At 67.3% G+C, this 19,889-nt stretch carries 14 protein-coding genes and 1 pseudogene; 12 read left to right on the top strand and 3 right to left on the bottom strand.

Going from position 1 to position 19,889, the window contains the following annotated elements; translation table 11 throughout:
• The first annotated feature begins 169 nt into the window (after positions 1-169).
• Positions 170-3,628 carry a glycosyltransferase gene (locus tag ACOGI8_RS05065; RefSeq protein ID WP_419855802.1) on the top strand — a complete coding sequence of 1,153 codons (3,459 nt, stop codon included), beginning with the start codon at positions 170-172 and terminating at the stop codon, positions 3,626-3,628.
• Here the strand turns inward: ACOGI8_RS05065 and ACOGI8_RS05070 are convergent.
• The gene (locus tag ACOGI8_RS05070; protein ID WP_419855803.1) at positions 3,619-5,193 is read right to left on the bottom strand and encodes a KamA family radical SAM protein; all 1,575 of its coding nucleotides are present in this window, start codon (positions 5,191-5,193) and stop codon (positions 3,619-3,621) included. The two genes, ACOGI8_RS05065 and ACOGI8_RS05070, sit on opposite strands and share 10 nt — an antisense overlap.
• A gap of 136 nt (positions 5,194-5,329) precedes the next feature.
• Here ACOGI8_RS05070 and manB point away from each other — a divergent pair, with 136 nt between their 5' ends.
• The 11 genes and pseudogenes from manB to ACOGI8_RS05125 all read left to right on the top strand — a co-directional run bounded on the left by manB (position 5,330) and on the right by ACOGI8_RS05125 (position 17,909).
• Entirely contained in the window at positions 5,330-6,688 is a 1,359-nt protein-coding gene (gene manB, locus ACOGI8_RS05075) for a phosphomannomutase/phosphoglucomutase (protein ID WP_419855804.1), read from the top strand.
• A 62-nt stretch (positions 6,689-6,750) separates the two neighbouring features.
• Positions 6,751-6,954 (top strand): annotated as a pseudogene (locus ACOGI8_RS05080) (Trm112 family protein); the annotation flags it as partial.
• 143 nt (positions 6,955-7,097) lie between these two features.
• Complete coding sequence (locus ACOGI8_RS05085) at positions 7,098-8,180, top strand: SIS domain-containing protein (RefSeq protein WP_419855805.1); 1,083 nt, start codon at positions 7,098-7,100, stop codon at positions 8,178-8,180.
• 204 nt (positions 8,181-8,384) lie between these two features.
• Positions 8,385-9,842 (top strand): adenosylhomocysteinase, encoded by a 1,458-nt coding sequence (gene ahcY / locus ACOGI8_RS05090; RefSeq protein ID WP_419856366.1) that lies wholly within the window; start codon positions 8,385-8,387, stop codon positions 9,840-9,842.
• 446 nt (positions 9,843-10,288) lie between these two features.
• The gene (locus ACOGI8_RS05095; protein WP_419855806.1) at positions 10,289-10,537 is read left to right on the top strand and encodes a phosphoribosyltransferase family protein; all 249 of its coding nucleotides are present in this window, start codon (positions 10,289-10,291) and stop codon (positions 10,535-10,537) included.
• Between the two features lie 65 nt (positions 10,538-10,602).
• Complete coding sequence (gene hpf, locus ACOGI8_RS05100; protein ID WP_419855807.1) at positions 10,603-11,202, top strand: ribosome hibernation-promoting factor, HPF/YfiA family; 600 nt, start codon at positions 10,603-10,605, stop codon at positions 11,200-11,202.
• A gap of 62 nt (positions 11,203-11,264) precedes the next feature.
• The gene (secA, locus tag ACOGI8_RS05105; protein WP_419855808.1) at positions 11,265-14,072 is read left to right on the top strand and encodes a preprotein translocase subunit SecA; all 2,808 of its coding nucleotides are present in this window, start codon (positions 11,265-11,267) and stop codon (positions 14,070-14,072) included.
• A gap of 21 nt (positions 14,073-14,093) precedes the next feature.
• Positions 14,094-15,215 (top strand): peptide chain release factor 2, encoded by a 1,122-nt coding sequence (gene prfB / locus ACOGI8_RS05110; protein ID WP_419856367.1) that lies wholly within the window; start codon positions 14,094-14,096, stop codon positions 15,213-15,215.
• Positions 15,216-15,274: 59 nt separating this feature from the next.
• On the top strand, positions 15,275-16,009 hold the full coding sequence (ftsE, locus tag ACOGI8_RS05115; protein WP_419855809.1) for a cell division ATP-binding protein FtsE: 735 nt from the start codon (positions 15,275-15,277) through the stop codon (positions 16,007-16,009).
• Positions 16,006-16,899 carry a cell division protein FtsX gene (locus ACOGI8_RS05120; RefSeq protein WP_419855810.1) on the top strand — a complete coding sequence of 298 codons (894 nt, stop codon included), beginning with the start codon at positions 16,006-16,008 and terminating at the stop codon, positions 16,897-16,899. The genes ftsE and ACOGI8_RS05120 overlap by 4 nt, the downstream gene beginning before the upstream one ends.
• A 110-nt stretch (positions 16,900-17,009) precedes the next feature.
• Complete coding sequence (locus ACOGI8_RS05125) at positions 17,010-17,909, top strand: crotonase/enoyl-CoA hydratase family protein (protein ID WP_419855811.1); 900 nt, start codon at positions 17,010-17,012, stop codon at positions 17,907-17,909.
• Between the two features lie 30 nt (positions 17,910-17,939).
• Here the strand turns inward: ACOGI8_RS05125 and ACOGI8_RS05130 are convergent, their stop codons facing one another.
• Positions 17,940-19,214, bottom strand: coding sequence for an MFS transporter (locus ACOGI8_RS05130; RefSeq protein ID WP_419855812.1), 1,275 nt, complete (start codon positions 19,212-19,214; stop codon positions 17,940-17,942).
• 62 nt (positions 19,215-19,276) lie between these two features.
• Complete coding sequence (locus tag ACOGI8_RS05135; RefSeq protein WP_419855813.1) at positions 19,277-19,888, bottom strand: EthD family reductase; 612 nt, start codon at positions 19,886-19,888, stop codon at positions 19,277-19,279.
• Between the last annotated feature and the right edge of the window lies 1 nt (position 19,889).

The raw sequence follows: 19,889 nt of genomic DNA on the forward strand, positions 1-19,889 counted from the left end.
ATGCTAAGAGGCTGAGCCGCTATGCGGCGATGCCGCGGCCCGAGCGGCCCGTGAGCACAGTCACACTGGGACTCGGGAACAAGAGCGGGGAACACGGGGCTTGGCAGTCCCGGACCTCTGTTGGGCGGTCCGCGTCGTCGCCTCTCCCCCCGGCCTCTAGCCTGCGCGGGTGGCCGCACTGACCACGCGCCCCCCTGGCACGGGGTCGGTGCTGCGAGCGTGGGTCGAAGCGGCGGTGGTCGTGGCGAGCTGCGTGGCAGTGGTGGCGTGGCTCGACCCGGGCGGCATCGTGTCGGCGTCGACGCCGACCGGCGGTGATATGGGCGCCCACGTCTGGGGTCCGGCGTTCTTGCGCGACGAACTTCTGCCGGCCGGCTCGCTGCGCGGCTGGTCGCCGGAGTGGTACGCGGGCATGCCAGCCATGCAGTTCTACATGGTGCTGCCGTACCTGATGATCGTGGCGGCGGACGTGGTGCTGCCCTACGGCGTGGCGTTCAAGCTGGTGGCGATCAGCGGCGTCGTGTCGATACCAGCCGCTGCCTGGCTCATGGGTCGGCTGGCCGGCTGGGCACAGCCACTGCGGATGCTGCTGCCCGCTGCGTTGCTGCTGTTCGTCTTCGATGTCAACTTCACGATCTACGGCGGGAATGCCGCCTCTACGCTGGCAGGGGAGTTCGCGTTCTCGATCGCGCTGTCGGCGACGCTCGTGTACCTCGGCATGTTCTGGCGCTCGCTGGAACGGGGGACAGGGCGGGCACGGGCGAGCCTGGTGCTGGCGTTCGTGGCCCTGTGCCATCCCATCCCGCTGGCGTTCGCGGTCACCGCCAGCATCCTGATGGTGGCCGTACGCGGCCTTCACGCGCTGCCTGGCCGCATCGGCCGGATCCCGGCGCTGGGTGCGTCCATCGCGGCGATCATGCTGTGGGCCGCCGTCTGGAACCTCGCCGAGTCTCCACTGGCTCGCCTGGCGGTGCCTGCGGGGGCCATTGCGGTGCTCGTGGCGATGGAGTGGCGCCGATCGTGGCACGCACTGGTCATCGGCATCATCGGCGGCGCGCTGTCGGCATTCTGGACGGTGCCGTTCGCTGCCCGGCGGGCATACCTCAACGACATGGGCTGGGAGCGGCTCACCGCGGTGCGTGAGCACCTGTTCTTCACCGACGACATCAGCGGTGACGGGGCACACCACAGCATCACCTGGCTGCTCGTGCTCGCGGGCGTCGGGGCCGTCGTCGGTCTCGCACGCTGGTACCGCCCGGCGCTGACGTGGACGGTCATCGCCTTCACGATGGCCATGGGATTTGTCCACTGGCCCCAGCACCGGCTGTGGAACGCACGCATCCTGCCGTTCTGGTACCTGGCGGTGTACGTGCTGGCGGCGATGGGCCTCTGGCTGCTCATTGAGGCTCTGACCCGTCGCGACCCGCCCGCTGCGGGCGCTCCGGGTGCAGATGCCCCGACCGTGGGTGCCTCAGCGCTGGGTACCCGGCCTACCGACCCTTCGGTGGACGGTGCACCGGCGGCGACTGGGGCGGCCTCTGCCGCGCTGGCGGCGGGCGGGCACGATGGGCGTGCTCTGCCGCTCCCGGTGCGGGTGTTCGTGCCAGCGGTCGCTCTGGCGGCCGCGGCAGGCTTGCTGGCGCTGCAATCCGGTGATCTTCCCGGCGGCAGGTTCGACGCCGATGGCGCATACCGCTGGGGCCCATTGACGGTGTCGTCGGACGACCGCAATTTCGTGTCCGGCTGGGCGCGCTGGAACTTCCGCGGCTACGAGGGGCGTCCTGCATGGCCCGAACTCCAAGAGTTCGTCAATGTCATGCGCGACATCGGCAACACACCTGCGTACGACTGCGGGCGCTTGCTCTGGGAGTACGACCGAGACGTCATCGGCGCGTACGGCACGCCGATGGCCCCGATGCTGTTGCCGCGCTGGACGGACGGCTGCATCGCCTCCATGGAGGGCCTCTACTTCGAGTCGTCGGCCACGGTGCCGTTCCATTTCCTCATGCAGTCGGAGCTGTCGGCGTCGCCGTCGCGTCCGATGCGCGGCTTGCCCTACAACGCCTTGAACCTTGATTTGGGCGTTCCCCACCTGCAGATGTCGGGCGTGCGCTACTACGCGGCCTTCAGCTCCGAGGCCACGGCCGCGGCGCAGAACGCTGCTGACCTGCAGCACATTGCCACGGCGGGGCCGTGGTCGATCTACCTGGTCGCCGACAGCGATCTGGTGTCGCCGCTGCCGTTCGAGCCAGCTGTGGCCGAAGATGTGTCGCAGGCCGGACGGGCGTGGACCGATCCGGCTGCAATCTGGTGGAACGACCCGACGGTGTGGGCGGTGCCGATTGCAGCAGACGGGCCAGAGCACTGGTCCAGGGTGTCGCTGCTGGCGCCCCCCAATCCAGACGGCGCGCCGCCTGCGTCCTTGACGCGATTCAGCGCGGCACCGAGGCGCGCCCTGCCTCCGGTGCAGATCAGCCCCCCCGAGTTGAGTCGGCAGCGGCTGTCGTTCTCTGTCGATCGGACGGGCATTCCGGTGCTGGTGAAGGTGTCGTACTTTCCGAACTGGTCCGTGCGCGGCGCCGAGGGTCCGTACCGGGTGACACCCAACTGGATGGTGGTGATCCCTACCGACGAACGAGTCGAGCTGACCTATGGCGCCACCGGAGTGGAGTATCTGGCTTGGCTGGCAACTGTGCTCGGAGCGATAGCGCTCGCGCTCGTCGCCGTGCGGCCCCCGGTGCGCTTCGACCGCCGTCGCCCGCAGGATGAGCCCCCCGCCCGAGTGGCCCGTATGCAACCTCCCACCGGAATCGAGTCGCCGGGGGTGGATCCAGCATCCGGCACCGATCCCGCGCAGGACACGGCGGTTTCGGTCGTGCTGCCGGCCTACCAAGCAGCGCACCTCGTCGGCGCAGCCGTCACGGAGGTCGGCGCGGCCCTGCGCGGCCACGAAGCTCTGGATGGCCCACTCGAGATCGTGGTGGTTGACGACGGTTCGACCGATGGCACAGCGGAGGCGGCCCGGCGAGCAGGGGCCGATGTGGTGGTGTCGCTGGAGACCAACCGAGGCAAGGGCGCAGCGGTGCGCGCAGGGATGCTGGCGGCGAGCGGCCGTCTGCGCCTGTTCACCGATGTCGACCTTGCCTACCCGCCTGGGCAGCTCACCTCGCTCATAGATGCGCTCCGTGACGGAGCCGATGTCGCGCTCGGCAACCGGCGCCACGCCGAAGCCCGCACGGTCAACCCGGCGCGGCCCGCCCGGGCGTTCGCGAGCCGGATGTTCAACGCCTTCACGCGCCTCGTGCTCCTGCGTCGCTACCGAGACACGCAGTGTGGCTTCAAGGGCTTCACCGCCGATGCCGCGCAGGAGATCTTCAGCCGTTCTGTCATTGACGGGTTCGCCTTCGACGTCGAGGTGCTCTACCTGGTCGAGCACCTCGAGCTGACGGCCGCCGAGGTGCCCGTCACCGTGGACCACTCAGCCGATACCACCGTCCGCCTGGTTGCCCAGTTGCTCAGAGTTGTGGCCGACATCGGCCGTATCCGTCACCGCGCCGCCGCTGGCGCCTACGACGCGCCTCGAGTGCCTCCTGCCGCCGCCGCAGCGGGCGCGACTACTCAGGCTTGAGCGTCTTGTACAGCAGGCGCGGGATCGCTGACTGGGCTCTTGGGGTGCGGCCTGCGCTCATTGCTCGCTACGACGGCCATGAGCGGGGCGGGCCGTGCCTGAGGGGGCGTGCGCCCCTTCGGCGACGCATGGTGCCGTGATCGCGATCGCGGAATGGTTACGCCGCTGGGACGCGTCTGGGAGAACAGGCCCGCTTCGTCGAGCAGCACCCGGTCCTCGTATTCGTCGAACCACAGCGCTTCGGGATTCCGCCCGACGATCGTGACCTTGCCCCGGTCCGGCGCATGGGCGGGATTTCGCAGCACCTTGAAGATCACTACGCCGTTCTCGGCGCCCGGCAAACCGGCGATCGGCTCATCGGTCACCGCTGAGACTTCCGTCTTGCCCTTGTAGTGCACGATGGTGAGTCGGGCGTGCGACTCCACTCCCGACAGCCCGCGCTGCGAATCGTTGAGGAGCTGCCACGCGGTTTCGATGGGCACATTGAATGCCTTGTAGGCAATGATGTTCCGTCCGCAGAAGAAGTAGTGGTTCTCGACGCCGACGCCCTTGAGCGTGCGCTGGAGGACCCGCAGTGCATCGGCGTCGTCGTTGACTCCAGCGATGATCGGAGTCTGGTTCTCGACGCTGATCCAGCCGCGTTCGACCAGCGAATCGACGGCCCGCCGTGTGTTCGGACGCCACTGAAGGAATCCCTTCTCATCGGCGATATAGCGCCCGTCGGCGTCTTTCAATAGGAACTCGTCTGGATGGTTGAAGTGGATCATGAACCGCATCGCGACATCGGGATACACCTCATGGAAACGGTCGATCATCGCGAAGAAAGCGTCGTCGAACCGGTCCGGGTAGAACGCCAGCTCCTTGGTGCCCACCCGGATGGCTTCCGCGCCCGCTTCGGCCAACGCGGTGAACCAAGCTGCCAGCTTGGAATTCGGCAGCACCATGGGGTCGCCGCCCGACAGGAGAATCTCGCGCAGCTTCGGCCTGCCGGTCTCCGGATGAGTTCCCCCGTTCGCTGCTACAGCGGCATTGTGTGTCTGGATGTACTCGGTGATCTCACCGACTTGGGCGAGGCCCTTTTTCTTGACTGTGCCGTCCGAGCGTTCAATCTCCTTGCGGCCGATCAATTCCTCGCGATAACAGAATCTGCAATGGGCCGAACAGGTTGAGATCACATACAGCAGCGCCATTTCATACTTGTGCAGCAATCCTTCGATGGGGCTGTAGTCAAGTTGATTCGCTGGGTCTGGATCACCCTCAAGATCAACAGTTTCGTCAGGCGATGCCTTGACCAGCTTTTGAAGTGCAGGGCTCGACTTGGCCATTTCGAAATAATGTCGTGTCAGTTTGACGGGCATTCTTACTTCAACATCACGGTCGGTTCCGCGCAGTTTGCCTAAGTCGCTGAGCTCCTTCTCGGTATAGAAAGTGCGGAAATCATCAGGCGCGGAGCCACTCATGAAGGGTTCGAGACCATTGACAATTTGACGGTCGTACCTGGGGTTCTCGACCTCGTCAAGCACCAATTGTTCCCGTTCCGTTGGCTGGTATTTACTCTTCGTCATCGCCTCTCTCGCTTGCTTCAGGCAGGGTCGCATCCCACTCTCTGCTCCCACCCTAGGGAAACGAGGGTGCAGTTTGCAAGGGGCTTGTCCGCGAGGGCCGCGCACCGCTGCGCGGTCTTTTAGGCTTTGCGGGCGTATGGCGGCCCGAATCGATCCCGTATCTACTGGCGTTTTGGCAGGCATTGTCAAGGCATATGACATACGTGGTATTTGCCCTGAGGAGCTCAGCCCGACAGTGGCGCGCGGCATCGGTTACGCCTTTGCGGCGTGGTCGACAGCGCCGCAGATCGTCATGGCGCGCGACATGCGCCCGAGCGGGGTTTCGCTGGCTGAGGCGTTCGCCGATGGTGTCCAAGCTGTCGGCGTCGACGTGATCGACATCGGGCTGGCTTCCACGGATCTGCTCTACTTCGCCTCCGGCCACTTGGCCATGCCGGGTGCGATGCTGACGGCGTCGCACAATCCGGCGTCCTACAACGGCATCAAGCTGTGCGGACCGGGTGCCGCGCCGGTGGGTGCGGGCAGCGGACTCGACGAGATCGCTGAGCGTGCGGCACGCGGCGCTTCGTCGCCGCCTGGCGGCGGCCGGCTCAGCCGCCGCGATCTGCTCGACACGTTCGCCGCCCATGTCCGCTCGTTCGTCGATGTCTCGGGGCTCGAGTCCCTGCGCGTCGTGGCCGACACCGCGAACGGCATGGGAGGCCTCGTGGTGCCGGCGGTCTTCGGCCCGCTGCCGTTCGAGTGGGAGCTGATGTACGGCGAGCTCGACGGCACCTTTCCCAATCATCCGGCCGACCCGATCCAACCGGAGAACCTGGTCGATCTGAGCGAGCGCGTGCGCGGCATCGGAGCCGACGTCGGCCTCGCATTCGACGGCGATGCCGACCGGGTGTTTCTCGTGGACGAGCGGGGCAGGGCGGTCAGCGGGTCGTTGCTCACGGCGCTGGTGGCCCAGGCCATGCTGCGCCGCAGCGGGCCGGGCCCGATCCTGCACAACCTGATCTGCTCACGCGCCGTGCCCGAGGCGATCGTCGAAGCGGGCGGCCGGCCGGTGCGCACCCGGGTGGGTCACAGCTTCATCAAGGCAGAGATGGCACGCACCGGGGCCGCCTTCGGCGGCGAGCACAGTGGTCACTACTACTTCGCTGACAACTACCGGGCCGATTCCGGCCTCATTGCGGCGCTCGTCGCACTCGAGCAACTCAGTGCCGCGCAGATGCCGCTCTCGGAGCTGCTGGCTCCGCTCGACCGGTATGCATCCTCGGGCGAGATCAACACCCGTGTCGCCGATGTCGACGAGGTGCTGCGACGGGTCGGGGCGCACTTCTCGCTGTTCCCCCAAGACCATCTCGACGGCCTCACGGTCGACGGGGGCGACTGGTGGTTCAACCTGCGACCCTCCAACACCGAGCCGCTGCTGCGGCTGAATCTCGAGGCGCCTGACGCTCCCGCAGTAGCGGAGCGCGTGAGTGAGATCACGACGTTGCTGGCATGATCGCCGCATGGAAGCGCAGACGCCGCCCCACGACGAGGTCGCGCCGCGCGAGGGAGGTACGCGTGGGTCTTGATCCGGTCTTGGCGGAAGTGCTGGCGTGCCCGCAGGACAAGGGGCCGCTGTACTTCGTGCCCGACGATGAGCTGCTGTACAACCCGCGCCTGCGCAAGGCATACGCCATCGACGGCGGCATTCCGGTGCTGCTGATCGACGAGGCAACCGATGCCGATCCGGCCACTGCTGCGGCGCTTGACGCCCGCATCGCGAACGGCGAACTCACCCCGACGCAAGAGGCTGAGCCGGCAGGCGAAGCCGTGGCCCGAGCGGCCCGTGAGCGCAGCGAACAAGAGCGGGAAGCAACAGGTGACGCAACGGAGGGTTCCGCCAGTCGCCGAATTGTTCTCGAGCCATGACATCACCGCACGATGACGCCTCAGCGATGACCGCCGCTGAGGCTGCGGTTGATTCTCTCGATTTGGCGCGAGCGGTCGCTGACCTACCCGAACAGATGGAAGCCGCGCTCGCCTCGTCTGAGGCCACACAGGGGCCAGTCGACGGCAGCCGCATCGCCAATGTCGTGGTCATGGGCATGGGCGGCTCCGGCGTCGCCGGTGACATCGTCTCGGCGCTCGCAGCCCCCCTGATGCCGGTGCCGGTCACCGTCGTTAAGGGTTACGAGTGCCCGGCTTTCGTCGGCCCGACCACGCTCGTCATCGCCGTCTCGTTCAGCGGCAACACCGAAGAGACGCTCGAGGCGGCCACGGCAGCGCACGATGCGGGCGCTTCGGTGATAGCCGTCACATCAGGCGGGCGCTTGACCGAGCTGGCAGGCGAGTGGGCTGCACCGCTCTACGAGGTGGACAGCGCGATCCCGATGCCGCGGGCCGCGGTCGGCGCGATCTCTGTCGCCCCGCTCGTTGCACTTGAACGAGCCGGTCTGCTGTCGGGCGTTGCCGGTTGGGTGGACGCTGCGGTAGCCCAACTGCGTGCACGTCGCGATGCCGCCGGTGCCGGCGCAGATTCGCTCGAGAGCATCGTGAGAGCGGTGGGCAACGGCGAACTGACTCCTGTCTTCTATGGCGGCGGTGCGCTCGGTGCGGTGGCTGCGGGTCGTGCCAAGGCCCAGATCAACGAGAACGCCAAGATTCCTGCCTTCGCCAGCTTCATGCCCGAGCTGTGCCACAACGAATTGGCCGGCTGGGACCAAGCCGGTCGCTTGGTCGACGGCTCGCCGCTGGCGGTGATCGCGCTGCGTCACGACTTCGAGCATCCACAGCTCGGTCGCCGTTACGACTTCGCCAGCGGTGTTTTCGACGATGCCCGCATTGCTGTGCCGCATGCCGAACTGCACGCGGCGGGCGATGGCGCCATGGCGCAGCTGTTCGACCTCATCTACCAGGTCGACGTGCTGAGCCTTCGTGTCGCCGCAGCCGCCCGGCGTGACCCTGGCCCGATCCCCCTGCTCGAAGAGCTGAAGGCATTCCTTGCCTGAGGCGGCAGGCTGTCGCTCCAAGAACGAGGTGATCCCATGAGCAAGAGGCTGAGCCCCGGGCCCGAGGCGGCCCGTGAGCGCAGCGAACAAGAGCGGGAAGCGCAGGGCGAAGCTGTGGCCCGAGCGGCCCGTGAGCGCAGCGAACAAGAGCGGGGGATAATGGCAGTACGACGAGAAGGTGCGCCAGTTAGCGCACGCTCCAGCATGTCGAGCGTGATCGATGATTTCGAGGTAGCCGATCTGAGCTTGGCGGCTGCAGGACGGCTCCAGATCGAGCTGGCCGAGACCGAGATGCCCGGGCTGATGGCCCTGCGCGCACAGCACATCGACTCCCGGCCGCTGGCAGGAGCGCGCATCACGGGTTCCCTGCACATGACAGTGCAGACCGCTGTGCTGATCGAAACGCTGGTCGACCTGGGCGCGCAGGTGCGCTGGGCGTCCTGCAACATCTTCTCCACCCAGGACGAGGCCGCGGCTGCGGTCGTGGTGGGGCGCGATGGCACCGTGGACAGCCCGCAAGGCGTGCCAGTGTTCGCGTGGAAGGGCGAGACGCTCGCCGAATACTGGCGTTGCAATTTCCGTGCGCTCCGTTGGCCCGACGGGCCCGGCCCAACGCTGATCGTCGATGACGGCGGCGATGCCACGCTGATGGTTCACCTCGGGGCTCGTTACGAGTCGCAGGGCGGCGTGCCGAGCCTGCCAGTCGACGGCCCGGGTGTGGCATCGCCCGACGAGGCGGCAGTGCACGAGCTGCTCGGCGAGATCCAGCGCACCGAGCCCGGCCTGTGGACCGAGATCTCGACGGGTCTGCGAGGCGTCTCCGAAGAAACCACCACTGGCGTCAACCGGCTCTACGAGATGGCAGCACGCGGGGAGCTGACCTTCCCGGCCTACAGCGTCAACGACTCGGTGACGAAGTCGAAGTTCGACAATCTCTACGGCTGCCGGCATTCCCTGATCGACGGCATCAACCGGGCCACCGACGTGATGCTGGGCGGCAAGGTGGCCTTCGTGGCGGGCTACGGCGACGTTGGCAAGGGGTGCGCGCAGGCGCTGCGCGGCCAAGGCTGCCGGGTCATCGTCTCCGAGATCGACCCGATCAACGCGCTGCAAGCCGCCATGGAGGGTTTCGAGGTGGATCGGCTCGAGAACGTGCTCGACTTCGCCGACATCTACGTGACGGCGACGGGGAATCGCGACATCATCTCGGCCGAGCACATGTCGGCCATGAAGCACCAGGCGGTCGTGGCCAACATCGGGCACTTCGACAACGAGATCGACATGGCGGGGCTGGCCGCGATGTCCGATGTCCAGCGCCGCTCGATCAAGCCGCAGGTGGACGAGTTCGTGTTCCCCAGCGGGAACTCGGTGATCGTGCTGGCCGAGGGTCGCTTGGTGAACCTCGGCTGCGCGACCGGGCATCCGAGCTTCGTGATGTCGATGAGCTTCACGAACCAGGTGCTCGCTCAGCTCGAGCTGCACGCCCATGCAGAGGAGCTGGAGGCTGATGTCCACGTGTTGCCCAAGCGGCTGGATGAGGAAGTGGCTCGGCTGCATCTCGACCGGCTCGGCGCGAAGCTCACCCGGTTGACGCCGGGGCAAGCCTCTTACCTCGGTCTCGACGTGGACGGTCCCTACAAGGCGGATCGCTACCGCTACTGAGACACGAAATCGTTTCAGCGGCGCGCGACGCTGCTTCTACGGTCGCGCGGGTGTTGTTTGAGGTTCGGTGTGCTGGGTGTGGGGTGTTGGGGTGGTGCCCTTGTGCGGGGTGTATTGAGGCACTCGGTGATCCTGAGCCGGCGACGGTTCCAGGCGCGGAATCAGTCGCGCTGCTGTTCGCTCACGACGATGTCGGGCGGGAGTTCATTCATGCGTTGAAGTACCGGGGCGAGCGGGCCATCGCCGGCTGGCTGGGGGAATCGCTGGCGCTTGCTCACCTCGACGTCAGAGGGGAGGCGGCGCCGATTGACACCGCGCCGGCTGGGCCGGCGCCCATTGACACAGTGACGTGGGCGCCTACTACCGCGGCGCACCGGCGGGCGCGGGGGTTTGATCAGGCTGAGACGCTGGCCAGGGCTACTGCCAAGGCCTTGAGGGCACGTCCGATGCGATTGCTGCGGCGGATCGGCGGGAGGGCGCAGTCCGGCGCCAGCCGGGAGGCGCGGTTGGCGGGTCCTCGCTTCGAGGGACGCGCCCGTGCGGCCGGGCGCCGGATCCTGCTCGTGGACGACGTGGTCACCACCGGGGCCACGCTGCGGGCAGCAACGGCTGCACTGACCGATGCCGGTGCAGCAGCCGTCCATGTGGCAGCGTGTGCTCGACGGGGTCGCGACCTCGTTCGCGCAGGTGCCTAACATGGCACTCCCTTCAGTTGGAGCAGAGCTGCAGCCGCCGTGCAGATGCTCAGAAAGCCGAGGCAATGCAGATCACCATCACGGGTCGCAAAGTTCAGGTTCCCGACGATGTGCGGGCTGCGGTGGAGCGGAAGATCGGGGCACTGGATCGATTCGTCAGCGGGTTGGATCGTGCCGAGGTGGTGTTCCGCGAGGAGAAGAATCCTCGCATCGCTGAGCGGGAGCAGGTGGAGGTAACGCTGCTCGGCCATGGCCACCACGTGCGCGCCTCAGTCGCCGGTGTCGACCAGCACCAGGCAGTCGACCTGGCAGTCGGCAAGCTCGGCAAGCAGCTCCGCAAGCTCAAGACCCGCGTCGTGCGACGGCACCGTCCCAACCTGCACCGCGACGAGGCGCATCATCCGCTTGCACGTCTCGAGAACGACCTCGTCAACGGTGCTGCGGCGCCCGAGACCACCGCGAGGCCTGAGGATCCCGAGTGGGTGCCGCGCATCGTGCGCCGCAAGAGCTTCGACCTGGAGTTGATGGATCCCGCCGAAGCCGTCACCCGCATGCAGCTGCTGGATCACGATTTCTTCCTCTTCGTGAACGCAGACACCAGCAAGCCCAGCGTGGTGTACCTCCGCTCCGACGGCGACGCCGGCCTCATCGAGATCGACGCCTGAGAGTTGACCTTGAGCGCTTAATCCTCGGCTCTGGCGTCGGGGGGCAGCGGTAGCCTGCGCTTGTGGCTCTGTTTCAGCGCGTCCTCCGTGCCGGGGAAGGCAAGAAGCTGCGCCTGCTGACCGAGTTGGTGCCCGAGATCAACGCCGTCGAACCGGAGATCGAGCGCCTCTCCGACGACGGGCTGCGGGCCCGCACGGGCGAGTTCCGCACTGAGCTGGAACGCGGCGCCGACCTCAACGACGTCCTCGTCGATGCGTTCGCAGTCACCCGCGAGGCCGCGCGCCGGGTCATCGGCCAGCGCCACTACGACGTGCAGCTCATCGGCGGCGCGGCGCTGCACTTCGGCTGGGTGGCAGAGATGCGTACCGGCGAGGGAAAGACGCTGGTGTCCACCCTGCCCGTGTACCTCAATGCGCTCAGCGGCAAGGGCGTTCACGTGGTCACCGTCAACGACTACTTGGCCGCACGCGATGCGGAGTGGATGGGACGGATCCACCGGTTCCTGGGCCTGGACGTGGGGCTGGTGGTGCCCGGCGCCTATGACGCAGCGCACAAACGCCGCCAGTACGAAGCCGACATCACCTACGGCACCAACAACGAGTTCGGCTTCGACTACCTGCGAGACAACATGGCGCCGGCCCGGGGCGCTCAGGTCCAGCACGGCCACAACTACTGCATCGTCGACGAGGTCGACTCGATCCTCATCGACGAGGCCCGCACGCCGCTCATCATCAGCGGCCGGGTCGCGGACGCCGCCAAGCTCTACCAGCAATTCGCACGCATCGCCGCCACCATGACCCGTGACGTCGACTATGAGGTGGAAGAAGACAAGCGCAACGTGGCCGTGCTTGAGCCGGGCATCTCCAAGGTCGAGAGAGCGCTCAATATCGACAATCTGTACGACCAAGTCTCGGCCAATCTCGTCCACCAGATGAACGCAGCGCTGCGGGCCAAGGAGCTGTACCGGCGCGACAAGGACTATGTGGTCTCGCACGGCGAGGTGAAGATCGTCGACGAGTTCACCGGCCGCATCCTGGAAGGGCGGCGCTGGAGCGAGGGTCTCCACCAGGCGGTCGAGGCCAAGGAGGGGGTGGCGATCAAGGAGGAGAACCAGACGCTCGCCACTATCACGCTGCAGAACTACTTCCGCCTCTACGACAAGCTCGCCGGCATGACCGGTACGGCCACCACCGAGGCCGCCGAGTTCAACGGCACCTACGGACTTGACGTGGTGCCGGTGCCGACCCACCTGCCCGTGGCGCGCGACGACCAGGGCGATCTCATCTACAAGACCGAGGCCGCCAAGCTCGAGGCGGTCGTCGACGACATCTCCGAGCGGATCCGCTCCGGGCAGCCCACGCTGGTCGGCACGGTCAGCGTGGAGAACTCCGAGAAGCTGTCATCAGCGCTCGAACGCCGGGGAATCGATCACAACGTGCTCAACGCCAAGGAGCACACGCGAGAGGCCGAGATCATCGCTCAGGCGGGCCGGCTGGGATCGGTCACCGTTGCCACGAACATGGCCGGCCGCGGCGTCGACATCCTGCTGGGCGGCAACCCCGAGGGTCTGGCACGGCGCGACATGCTGCGCGAGAAGCTCGACCCGGATGATGCGGACAACACAGCGGACCTGGTGGCCCGGGCCGAGCGCTACGAGCCTGAGTGCCGTGCCGAAGGCGACGAGGTGCGCAAGCTCGGCGGCCTGTACGTGCTGGGTACCGAGCGGCACGAGTCACGGCGCATCGACAACCAGCTGCGCGGTCGTGCAGGGCGGCAGGGCGATCCCGGCGAGAGCCGCTTCTATCTCTCGCTGGAAGATGATCTGATGCGTCTGTTCGCGACGGGTGCCGTGAATTGGGTGATGGATCGCACCCTGCCCGATGACGTGCCGCTTGAGGCGAAGATGGTCACCAAGGCCATTGAACGGGCGCAGAACACCGTCGAGCAGAAGAACGCCGAGGTCCGCAAGAACGTCCTCAAGTACGACGAGGTGATGAACGAGCAGCGCAAGGTGATCTATGCCCGGCGCGAGCAGATCCTCGGCGGCGACGATCTGCGCACCGAATCGCTGGGGTATCTCCGTGACGCTGCCGAAGCTGCGGTGCTGGATCACTGCGCAAGCGAAGTGCCCGACGAGTGGGACCTCGACGGGCTGCTGGCCACGGTGGGCACCTATTGGCCCACCGAGCTCACGGCTGCGGAGCTGTCGGGCGACGGCGAGCGCAACTGGAGCGTCGACGACGCCGTGGAGTTGGTGTGCGCCGACGGCGTGCACCACTACGAGGCCCGGGAGGCCGAGATCGGTCCCGAGGCGATGCGCGAGGTGGAGCGCCAGGTGATGCTGCGCCTCATCGACCAGCGCTGGCGCGAGCATCTCGCCGACATGGACCATCTGCGCGAGGGCATCCACCTGCGCGGCATCGGTCAGAAGGACCCAGTGGCGGAGTGGCAGCGCGAGGGCTTCGACATGTTCGGCGCCATGCTCGAACGCGTCTACCGCGACTTCGTGACCTACGTGATGCACGTGCAGGTCACCTCGGCGCCGCCTGACGGCGAGGCTGCAACCGATGGCGCGGCCCTGCCGGCTGGACCGTCACGGTCAAGGGCGGCGGACGACGCAGCTGGGGCAACCGACGTGCGGTATTCGGCGCCGGACCTCACGCCCGCCACCGTCGGAGCCGGCAACGGCGCCTCGGCTGCCGGCCCCGCGCCACCGGCGCAGCGGGGTCCCAGCGGGCCGTCGCAGTCGCGCCGGATTGCCGCCGCGTCGACCGGCACCGTGGTCAAGTCGGCCCAGGAGAAGCTGGGCCGCAACGATCCCTGCCATTGCGGATCGGGCCGCAAGTTCAAGCACTGCTGCGGTCGCTAGGGCGCTGCGGTGAGCCGATCCTTGAGTGACCTTGCCGACGCGTTGACCGACTTGGATCGGCGCGTCAGCGAGGCGCATCAGTACCTCGGAATCGACGAGGCGCGTGCGGTGGCGAACGGGCTGGAGACCGAGGCATCGGAGCCGTCGCTGTGGGACGAGCCCGACCGCGCCCGGGCGGTCACCACACGCTTGTCGCGAGTGCGCGACGACATCGAGCGCTGGGAGCGGGCACGAGCCGAGGTCGACGATGCGACGGCACTGGTCGAGCTGGCAATCGAAGAAGACGACGCAGAGCTGCTGCCCGAGATCGACGAGGTGGTCACCGCGGCCGAGAGCCGGCTCGCCGACATCGAGCTGATGGCGCTGTTCGGCGGCGAGCACGACGAGAACGACGCCGTGTGCGAGATCAACTCGGGGGCCGGGGGCACCGACGCCTGTGACTGGGCCGAGATGCTGCTGCGCATGTACCAGCGATGGGCCGAGCGCAGCGACTTCACCGTGGAGCTGACCGAGGCAACCGACGGCGGGGAAGCGGGGATCAGCTCCGCGACGTTTCTCGTCAAGGGGCGGCACGCGTTCGGGTTCCTTGCAGCGGAACGGGGCGTGCACCGGTTGGTGCGCATCTCGCCGTTCGACTCGCAGTCGCGCCGGCACACAGCATTCGCGTCGCTGTCGGTGGTGCCGTTCTTCGATGAGGTGTCAGACGAGGTGCCCATCGACGAGAGCGATCTGCGAATCGACACCTACCGTTCGTCGGGCGCGGGCGGCCAGCACGTGAACGTCACCGACTCCGCTGTGCGCATCACACACCTGCCCACAGGGATCGTGGTGGCCTGCCAGAACGAGCGGAGCCAGCATCAGAACAAGGATCGTGCGATGCAGATGCTGGCGGCCAAGCTGGCCGACCTGCAGCGGACCGAACGCGAGGCTGAGGTTGCCGCGCTGGCAGGCGAGCAACGCGACGTGGCGTGGGGCAGCCAGATCCGCTCATACGTGCTGCACCCCTACCAGCAGGTCAAGGATCTGCGCACCGGCATGGAGATCGGCAACGTCGATGCCGTGCTCGACGGCGACCTCAGCGGCCTGATGGAGGCGTACCTGCGCTGGCAGCGCTCGCAGCAACCCACCGCCGTCGAGACCTAGACGACTGGGCCGGTCGGTGACCGGGCTGCGGCGGGTCGCTGGCGTACCTTGGGGCGCGCATGATCCGCTTCGACAACGTCACGAAGATCTACAAGGGCGAGACGCGCGCGGTCAACGGAGTGACGCTCAACATCGAGAAAGGCGAGTTCGTCTTCCTGGTGGGGCCGTCGGGCTCGGGCAAGTCCACGATGCTGCGCCTCATGACCTGCGAGGAGAAGGTCACGGCCGGCGACATCCACGTGGCCGGCAAGGACCTGTCCAAGCTGAACAGCTGGCGCGTGCCCTACCTGCGACGCAACATCGGTTCGGTCTTCCAAGACTTCAAGCTGCTGCCGAACAAGACCGTCTACCAGAACGTGGCCTTCGCGCTCGAAGTCATCGGTCGCCCCGAGAACGTCATCCGCACGCAGGTGCCGGCCATCTTGGAGCTGGTGGGCTTGGAGGACAAGCATCGGCGGTTTCCCGACGAGCTGTCAGGCGGCGAGCAGCAGCGTGTGAGCATCGCCCGGGCGTTCGTGAACCGGCCCCTGATCCTGCTGGCCGACGAGCCCACCGGGAACCTCGACCCCGACACCTCAGAAGAGCTCACGTCGCTGCTCGACCGGATCAACCGCACGGGCACCACGGTGGTCATGGCCACTCACGACCGCACGATCGTGGACCGCATGCGGCGCCGGGTGATCGCGCTGCGCCACGGCGAGCTCGTGCGTGACGAGCAGCGCGGCGCCTACGGCAGCGAATCCGACTCGCCGGAGGGGCTCGCTTCGCATCCTGTCGATGGGGCGAGCCTGTGAGCCGGATCCGCTACTTCGCGCGGGAAACCTGGACGAACATCCGGCGCAACCTCACACTGACGTTTGCTGCGATTCTCACGGTGGCTGTTGGCGTGATGCTGGTGGGCATGGGGCTCATGGCGGGCTACGCCAGCGGGAATGCCCTCGATCGCTGGGAGGGCGGCGTCCAGTTCGAGGTGTTCCTGAACCCCCAGATCGATCCCAGCCAGATCGATGCGCTCGGCATCGAGCTGCAGACCCACCCCGAGATCGACCGCATCGAGTTCTTCAGCGCCGAGGAGGCCTACGCGCTGGTGTCCCAGCAGATGGCCGACCAGCCCGAGCTGCTCGCCCAGGTGTCGCCCGAAGCGCTGCCCGCGTCGTACCGGGTGGTGCCCCGGTCGGTCGAGGCGGAGCTGATCGAGTCGCTGGCCGCCCAGTTCCGCCAGCGGCCCGGCGTGCTGTCGGTGCAGACAGGGCGCGAGGAAGTTGACGCCATTCGCACATGGTTCACGTCGTTCCAGGGCATCGTGCTGCTGCTCTCGATCGTGCTGTCGGGCGCCAGCGTCATGCTCATCTTCAACTCGATCCGCGTTGCGATGTTCGCCCGAAGGCGCGAGATCGAGGTCATGAAGCTGGTCGGCGCCACCAACAGCTTCATCCGGTTCCCGTTCATGCTCGAAGGCATGCTGCACGGCCTCGCCGGCGGCATCATCGGGGCAATCGCTGCGGGAGCACTGCGCGGCCACGTCGAAGGCCTGTTCTCGCGCTCGGACATCCTGGCGTTCTTCCGGTCGTTCGTGGTCACGTCCAATCAGTTCACGACCGTGGTGTTCGTCACGGTGATCGCCGGTGTGCTCGTCGGGATGATCGGCTCGGCGTTCGCAGCCAGCCGCTTCCTCGACGTGTAGTCGGGCCCGAACTCCACCTGCCGCTCGACGTAGGGGTCGGTCGGGCGTGTAGAAAAGCCGCCGACACCGCCGTCCGGCACCTTCGGGCGGCCACTGACCCAGGGGGCGCTGTGCCGGAGTTCGAGACGATCCTGTACGAGGTTGACGACCGTGTCGCCACCATCACGCTGAATCGACCCGAGCGCCTGAACGCGTTCAACAGCCAGATGCTGCGTGATGTGACGGACGCCATCGACCTGGTCGATGCCGACGACGATGTGCGGGCGGTGATCTTCACCGGTGCTGGCCGCGGTTACTGCGCCGGGGCCGACCTGAGCGGGGGCGCCGACACGTTCGACTTCGACAGCCAGTCAGATGAACGCAAGGCCGAGCGAGCCTCCGAGCGGGGCGAGGGCGGCGATCTGGAATGGATGCGCGACGGCGGCGGGCTGCTCACGCTGCGCCTGTACGAGTGCAACAAGCCTCTGATCGCGGCAATCAACGGTCCGGCGGTCGGCGTGGGCGTCACGATGACGCTGCCGATGGACATCAGGCTGGCGTCCACCAAGGCCCGCATCGGGTTCGTGTTCGCCCGCCGGGGCGTGGTGCCCGAGGCCTGCTCGTCGTACTTCCTGCCGCGCGTGGTGGGGTTGTCGCGGGCGCTGGAGTGGTGCTTCAGCGGCCGTGTGTTCGATGCCGAGGAGGCGCTCGAAGGCGGGCTGGTGCGCAGCCTGCACGAGCCGGACGACCTGTTGCCGGCGGCCCGGGCCATTGCGGCGGAGATCGCCGAGAACACCTCGGCAGTCTCGGTGACGGTGATCCGCCACATGCTGTGGCGCATGCTGGCTGCCGATCACCCGATGGAGGCTCACAAGATCGACTCCCGGGGCATCTTCCACCTCGGACGGGGCGCTGACGCTCATGAGGGCGTTGCGTCATTCCTCGAGAAGCGGCCGCCGGAATTCTCGCTGCGCCCCACCCAGGACCTGCCCGAGTATTTCCCCTGGTGGGACGAACCCGAATTCAGCTAATCCGGGATCGGCTGGCTCGGGTCAGTCGGCTCAGGCCCCGGATTGCTCGGTAGGCACAGGGTCGTCGCCCCAGCCGGTGAGCAGGATGCCCAAAACGCACGCCGCGACGGCAAGCCCGAATGCGGGACCGAAGCTGTCGAACCAGTCGGCCGTCACGCCGCCGAGCCACGGCCCGGCAGCCAAGCCGAGGCCGAACACGATCGTGGCCACGCCGTAGGCGGCGCCGAACTCGTCGCCGGAGAGGTTGTCGCTGACCCGGGCCGCGATCGATGTGATGATGCCGGTGAAGGCCGTGCCGAAGATGAATGCCGCCGTCCACGCCAGCGCCCGCCCGCCCACCTCGAGCAGGGGGTAGGCCGTCATGAAGACCATGGAGATCATCGACACGCAGAACCCGATCGTGACGGTGCGCCGCCTGCCAAGACGGTCGGCTGAGCGTCCGAAGATCGGCCCGCCGGCGATGCTGCCGATGCCGATCGACGAGAATGCGATCGCAGCATCCCGAGAGCTGAAGAGGTCGGCGTAGCCCTCGAGGTGGTCCACGATGAACGTGAGCACTGTCGTGACGACGAAGGCGTGCAACGTGTAGGCAGTGATGAGCTGGCCCGCCCGGGGAACCTTGGCGAGCGCTGCGCGGGCGCCCCCGAAGCCCGTACGACCAGGTGTGCGTGCCCATCTGCGCACGGCGACGGCGAGGGTGACGAAAATCGCCGCGCCGATGATGAGTTCGACCCGGTACACGTTGCGCGGATGGCTGAGATCGGCCGCGACCAGCACAGCCTCGCCGGATTGTGAGCTGTCGGAGCGGCTCAGCAGCGCATCGATGGCCGCCGCCGCGACCATGCCGCTGCCGACCCCGCCGGTCATCCAGCCGGCTGCGGCGCCTCGCCGCTCGGGCCCCAGCAACTCCGCGGCCAGCCCGGGAGTGCCTACCCACACTCCAGCCGCGCAGAAGCCCGTCAATGCGAGCGCGAAGGCCGCGACGCCTACGTTCGGGCTCCAGGCCAGCAGGGCCAAGCCGGCCACATTGCCGGCGAGGCCGATTCGCACGGCACCGCTCAAGCCGGTGCGTCCCACCGTCAGCGCAACCACCAGCGAGCCCACCACGTACAGCAGCAGGTTCAGCGAGCCGAGGGCACCGGCCACGGTGTTGGACAGGCTGAACCCGTCGCGCATGTCGGCATAGAGCAGCGAATAGGTGAAGCGGCCGAACGACTGCGACACCGCCGCTGCCCCGGCCAGCGTCAGCAGCGTGCCGATCCGGCGGGCAGGGCTGAATGCCTCGGCGTGGGGCGCGGCAGTCACGATGAGTTCGCTGGCTGGCTCATGGCGCGCGGCGGACTGAGGCTCGCTTGGGGGCGCGCGAGCTAGTCGTGCGGCCAGGTCACTGCTGGCAGCGGGGGACGCTGGCGGTAGATCGTCTCGGTCACGATCACCCGCCGGGGAGAGCGCTCAGTGTCGGCGAATTTCGCCACGTCGGCACGGATGACGTCGCGGTCGTGGTCGTCGCCGAAGAAGCGTTCACGCATGTCCTCAAGCGAGGCGAACGCGACCAGCGCGAAGCCGTCATAGGACGGGCCGTTGAGGGTGGCCACGACGCTCAGCTGGGTGTAGTCCCACATGCCGGGGTGGTGCTGCAGCGCCAGCGGCACGTGGGTGTCACGCCAGTGGCTGTCTCCCTGCGCGTGCGTCAGCCGTGGGTGGTGGACCATCGGGAAGATGGCGGTGAGGCCCGGCGAGGCAGTGCCCGGGTCAGACCCCAGGGGGCGCTCGCGGATGACGCGTGAGAACGCCAGGTAGGTACCGACCGTTGCGGCGGGTGTCAGCAGGTCTGGGGAATCGGTCATGGCGCGCACGAGCGTGCGGAAGGGAAACTCGCGGCGGTCGTCTGGGTCGGCCGCGTAACACACGCCCCCGACGGATGCCGCTACGTCCGCAGCGGCATCCGGATCATTTCCCGTGACGACGAGCTCGTGCACG

Origin of the sequence: Candidatus Poriferisodalis sp., assembly GCF_965204195.1 — a bacterium.
Lineage (GTDB): Bacteria > Actinomycetota > Acidimicrobiia > Acidimicrobiales > Poriferisodalaceae > Poriferisodalis.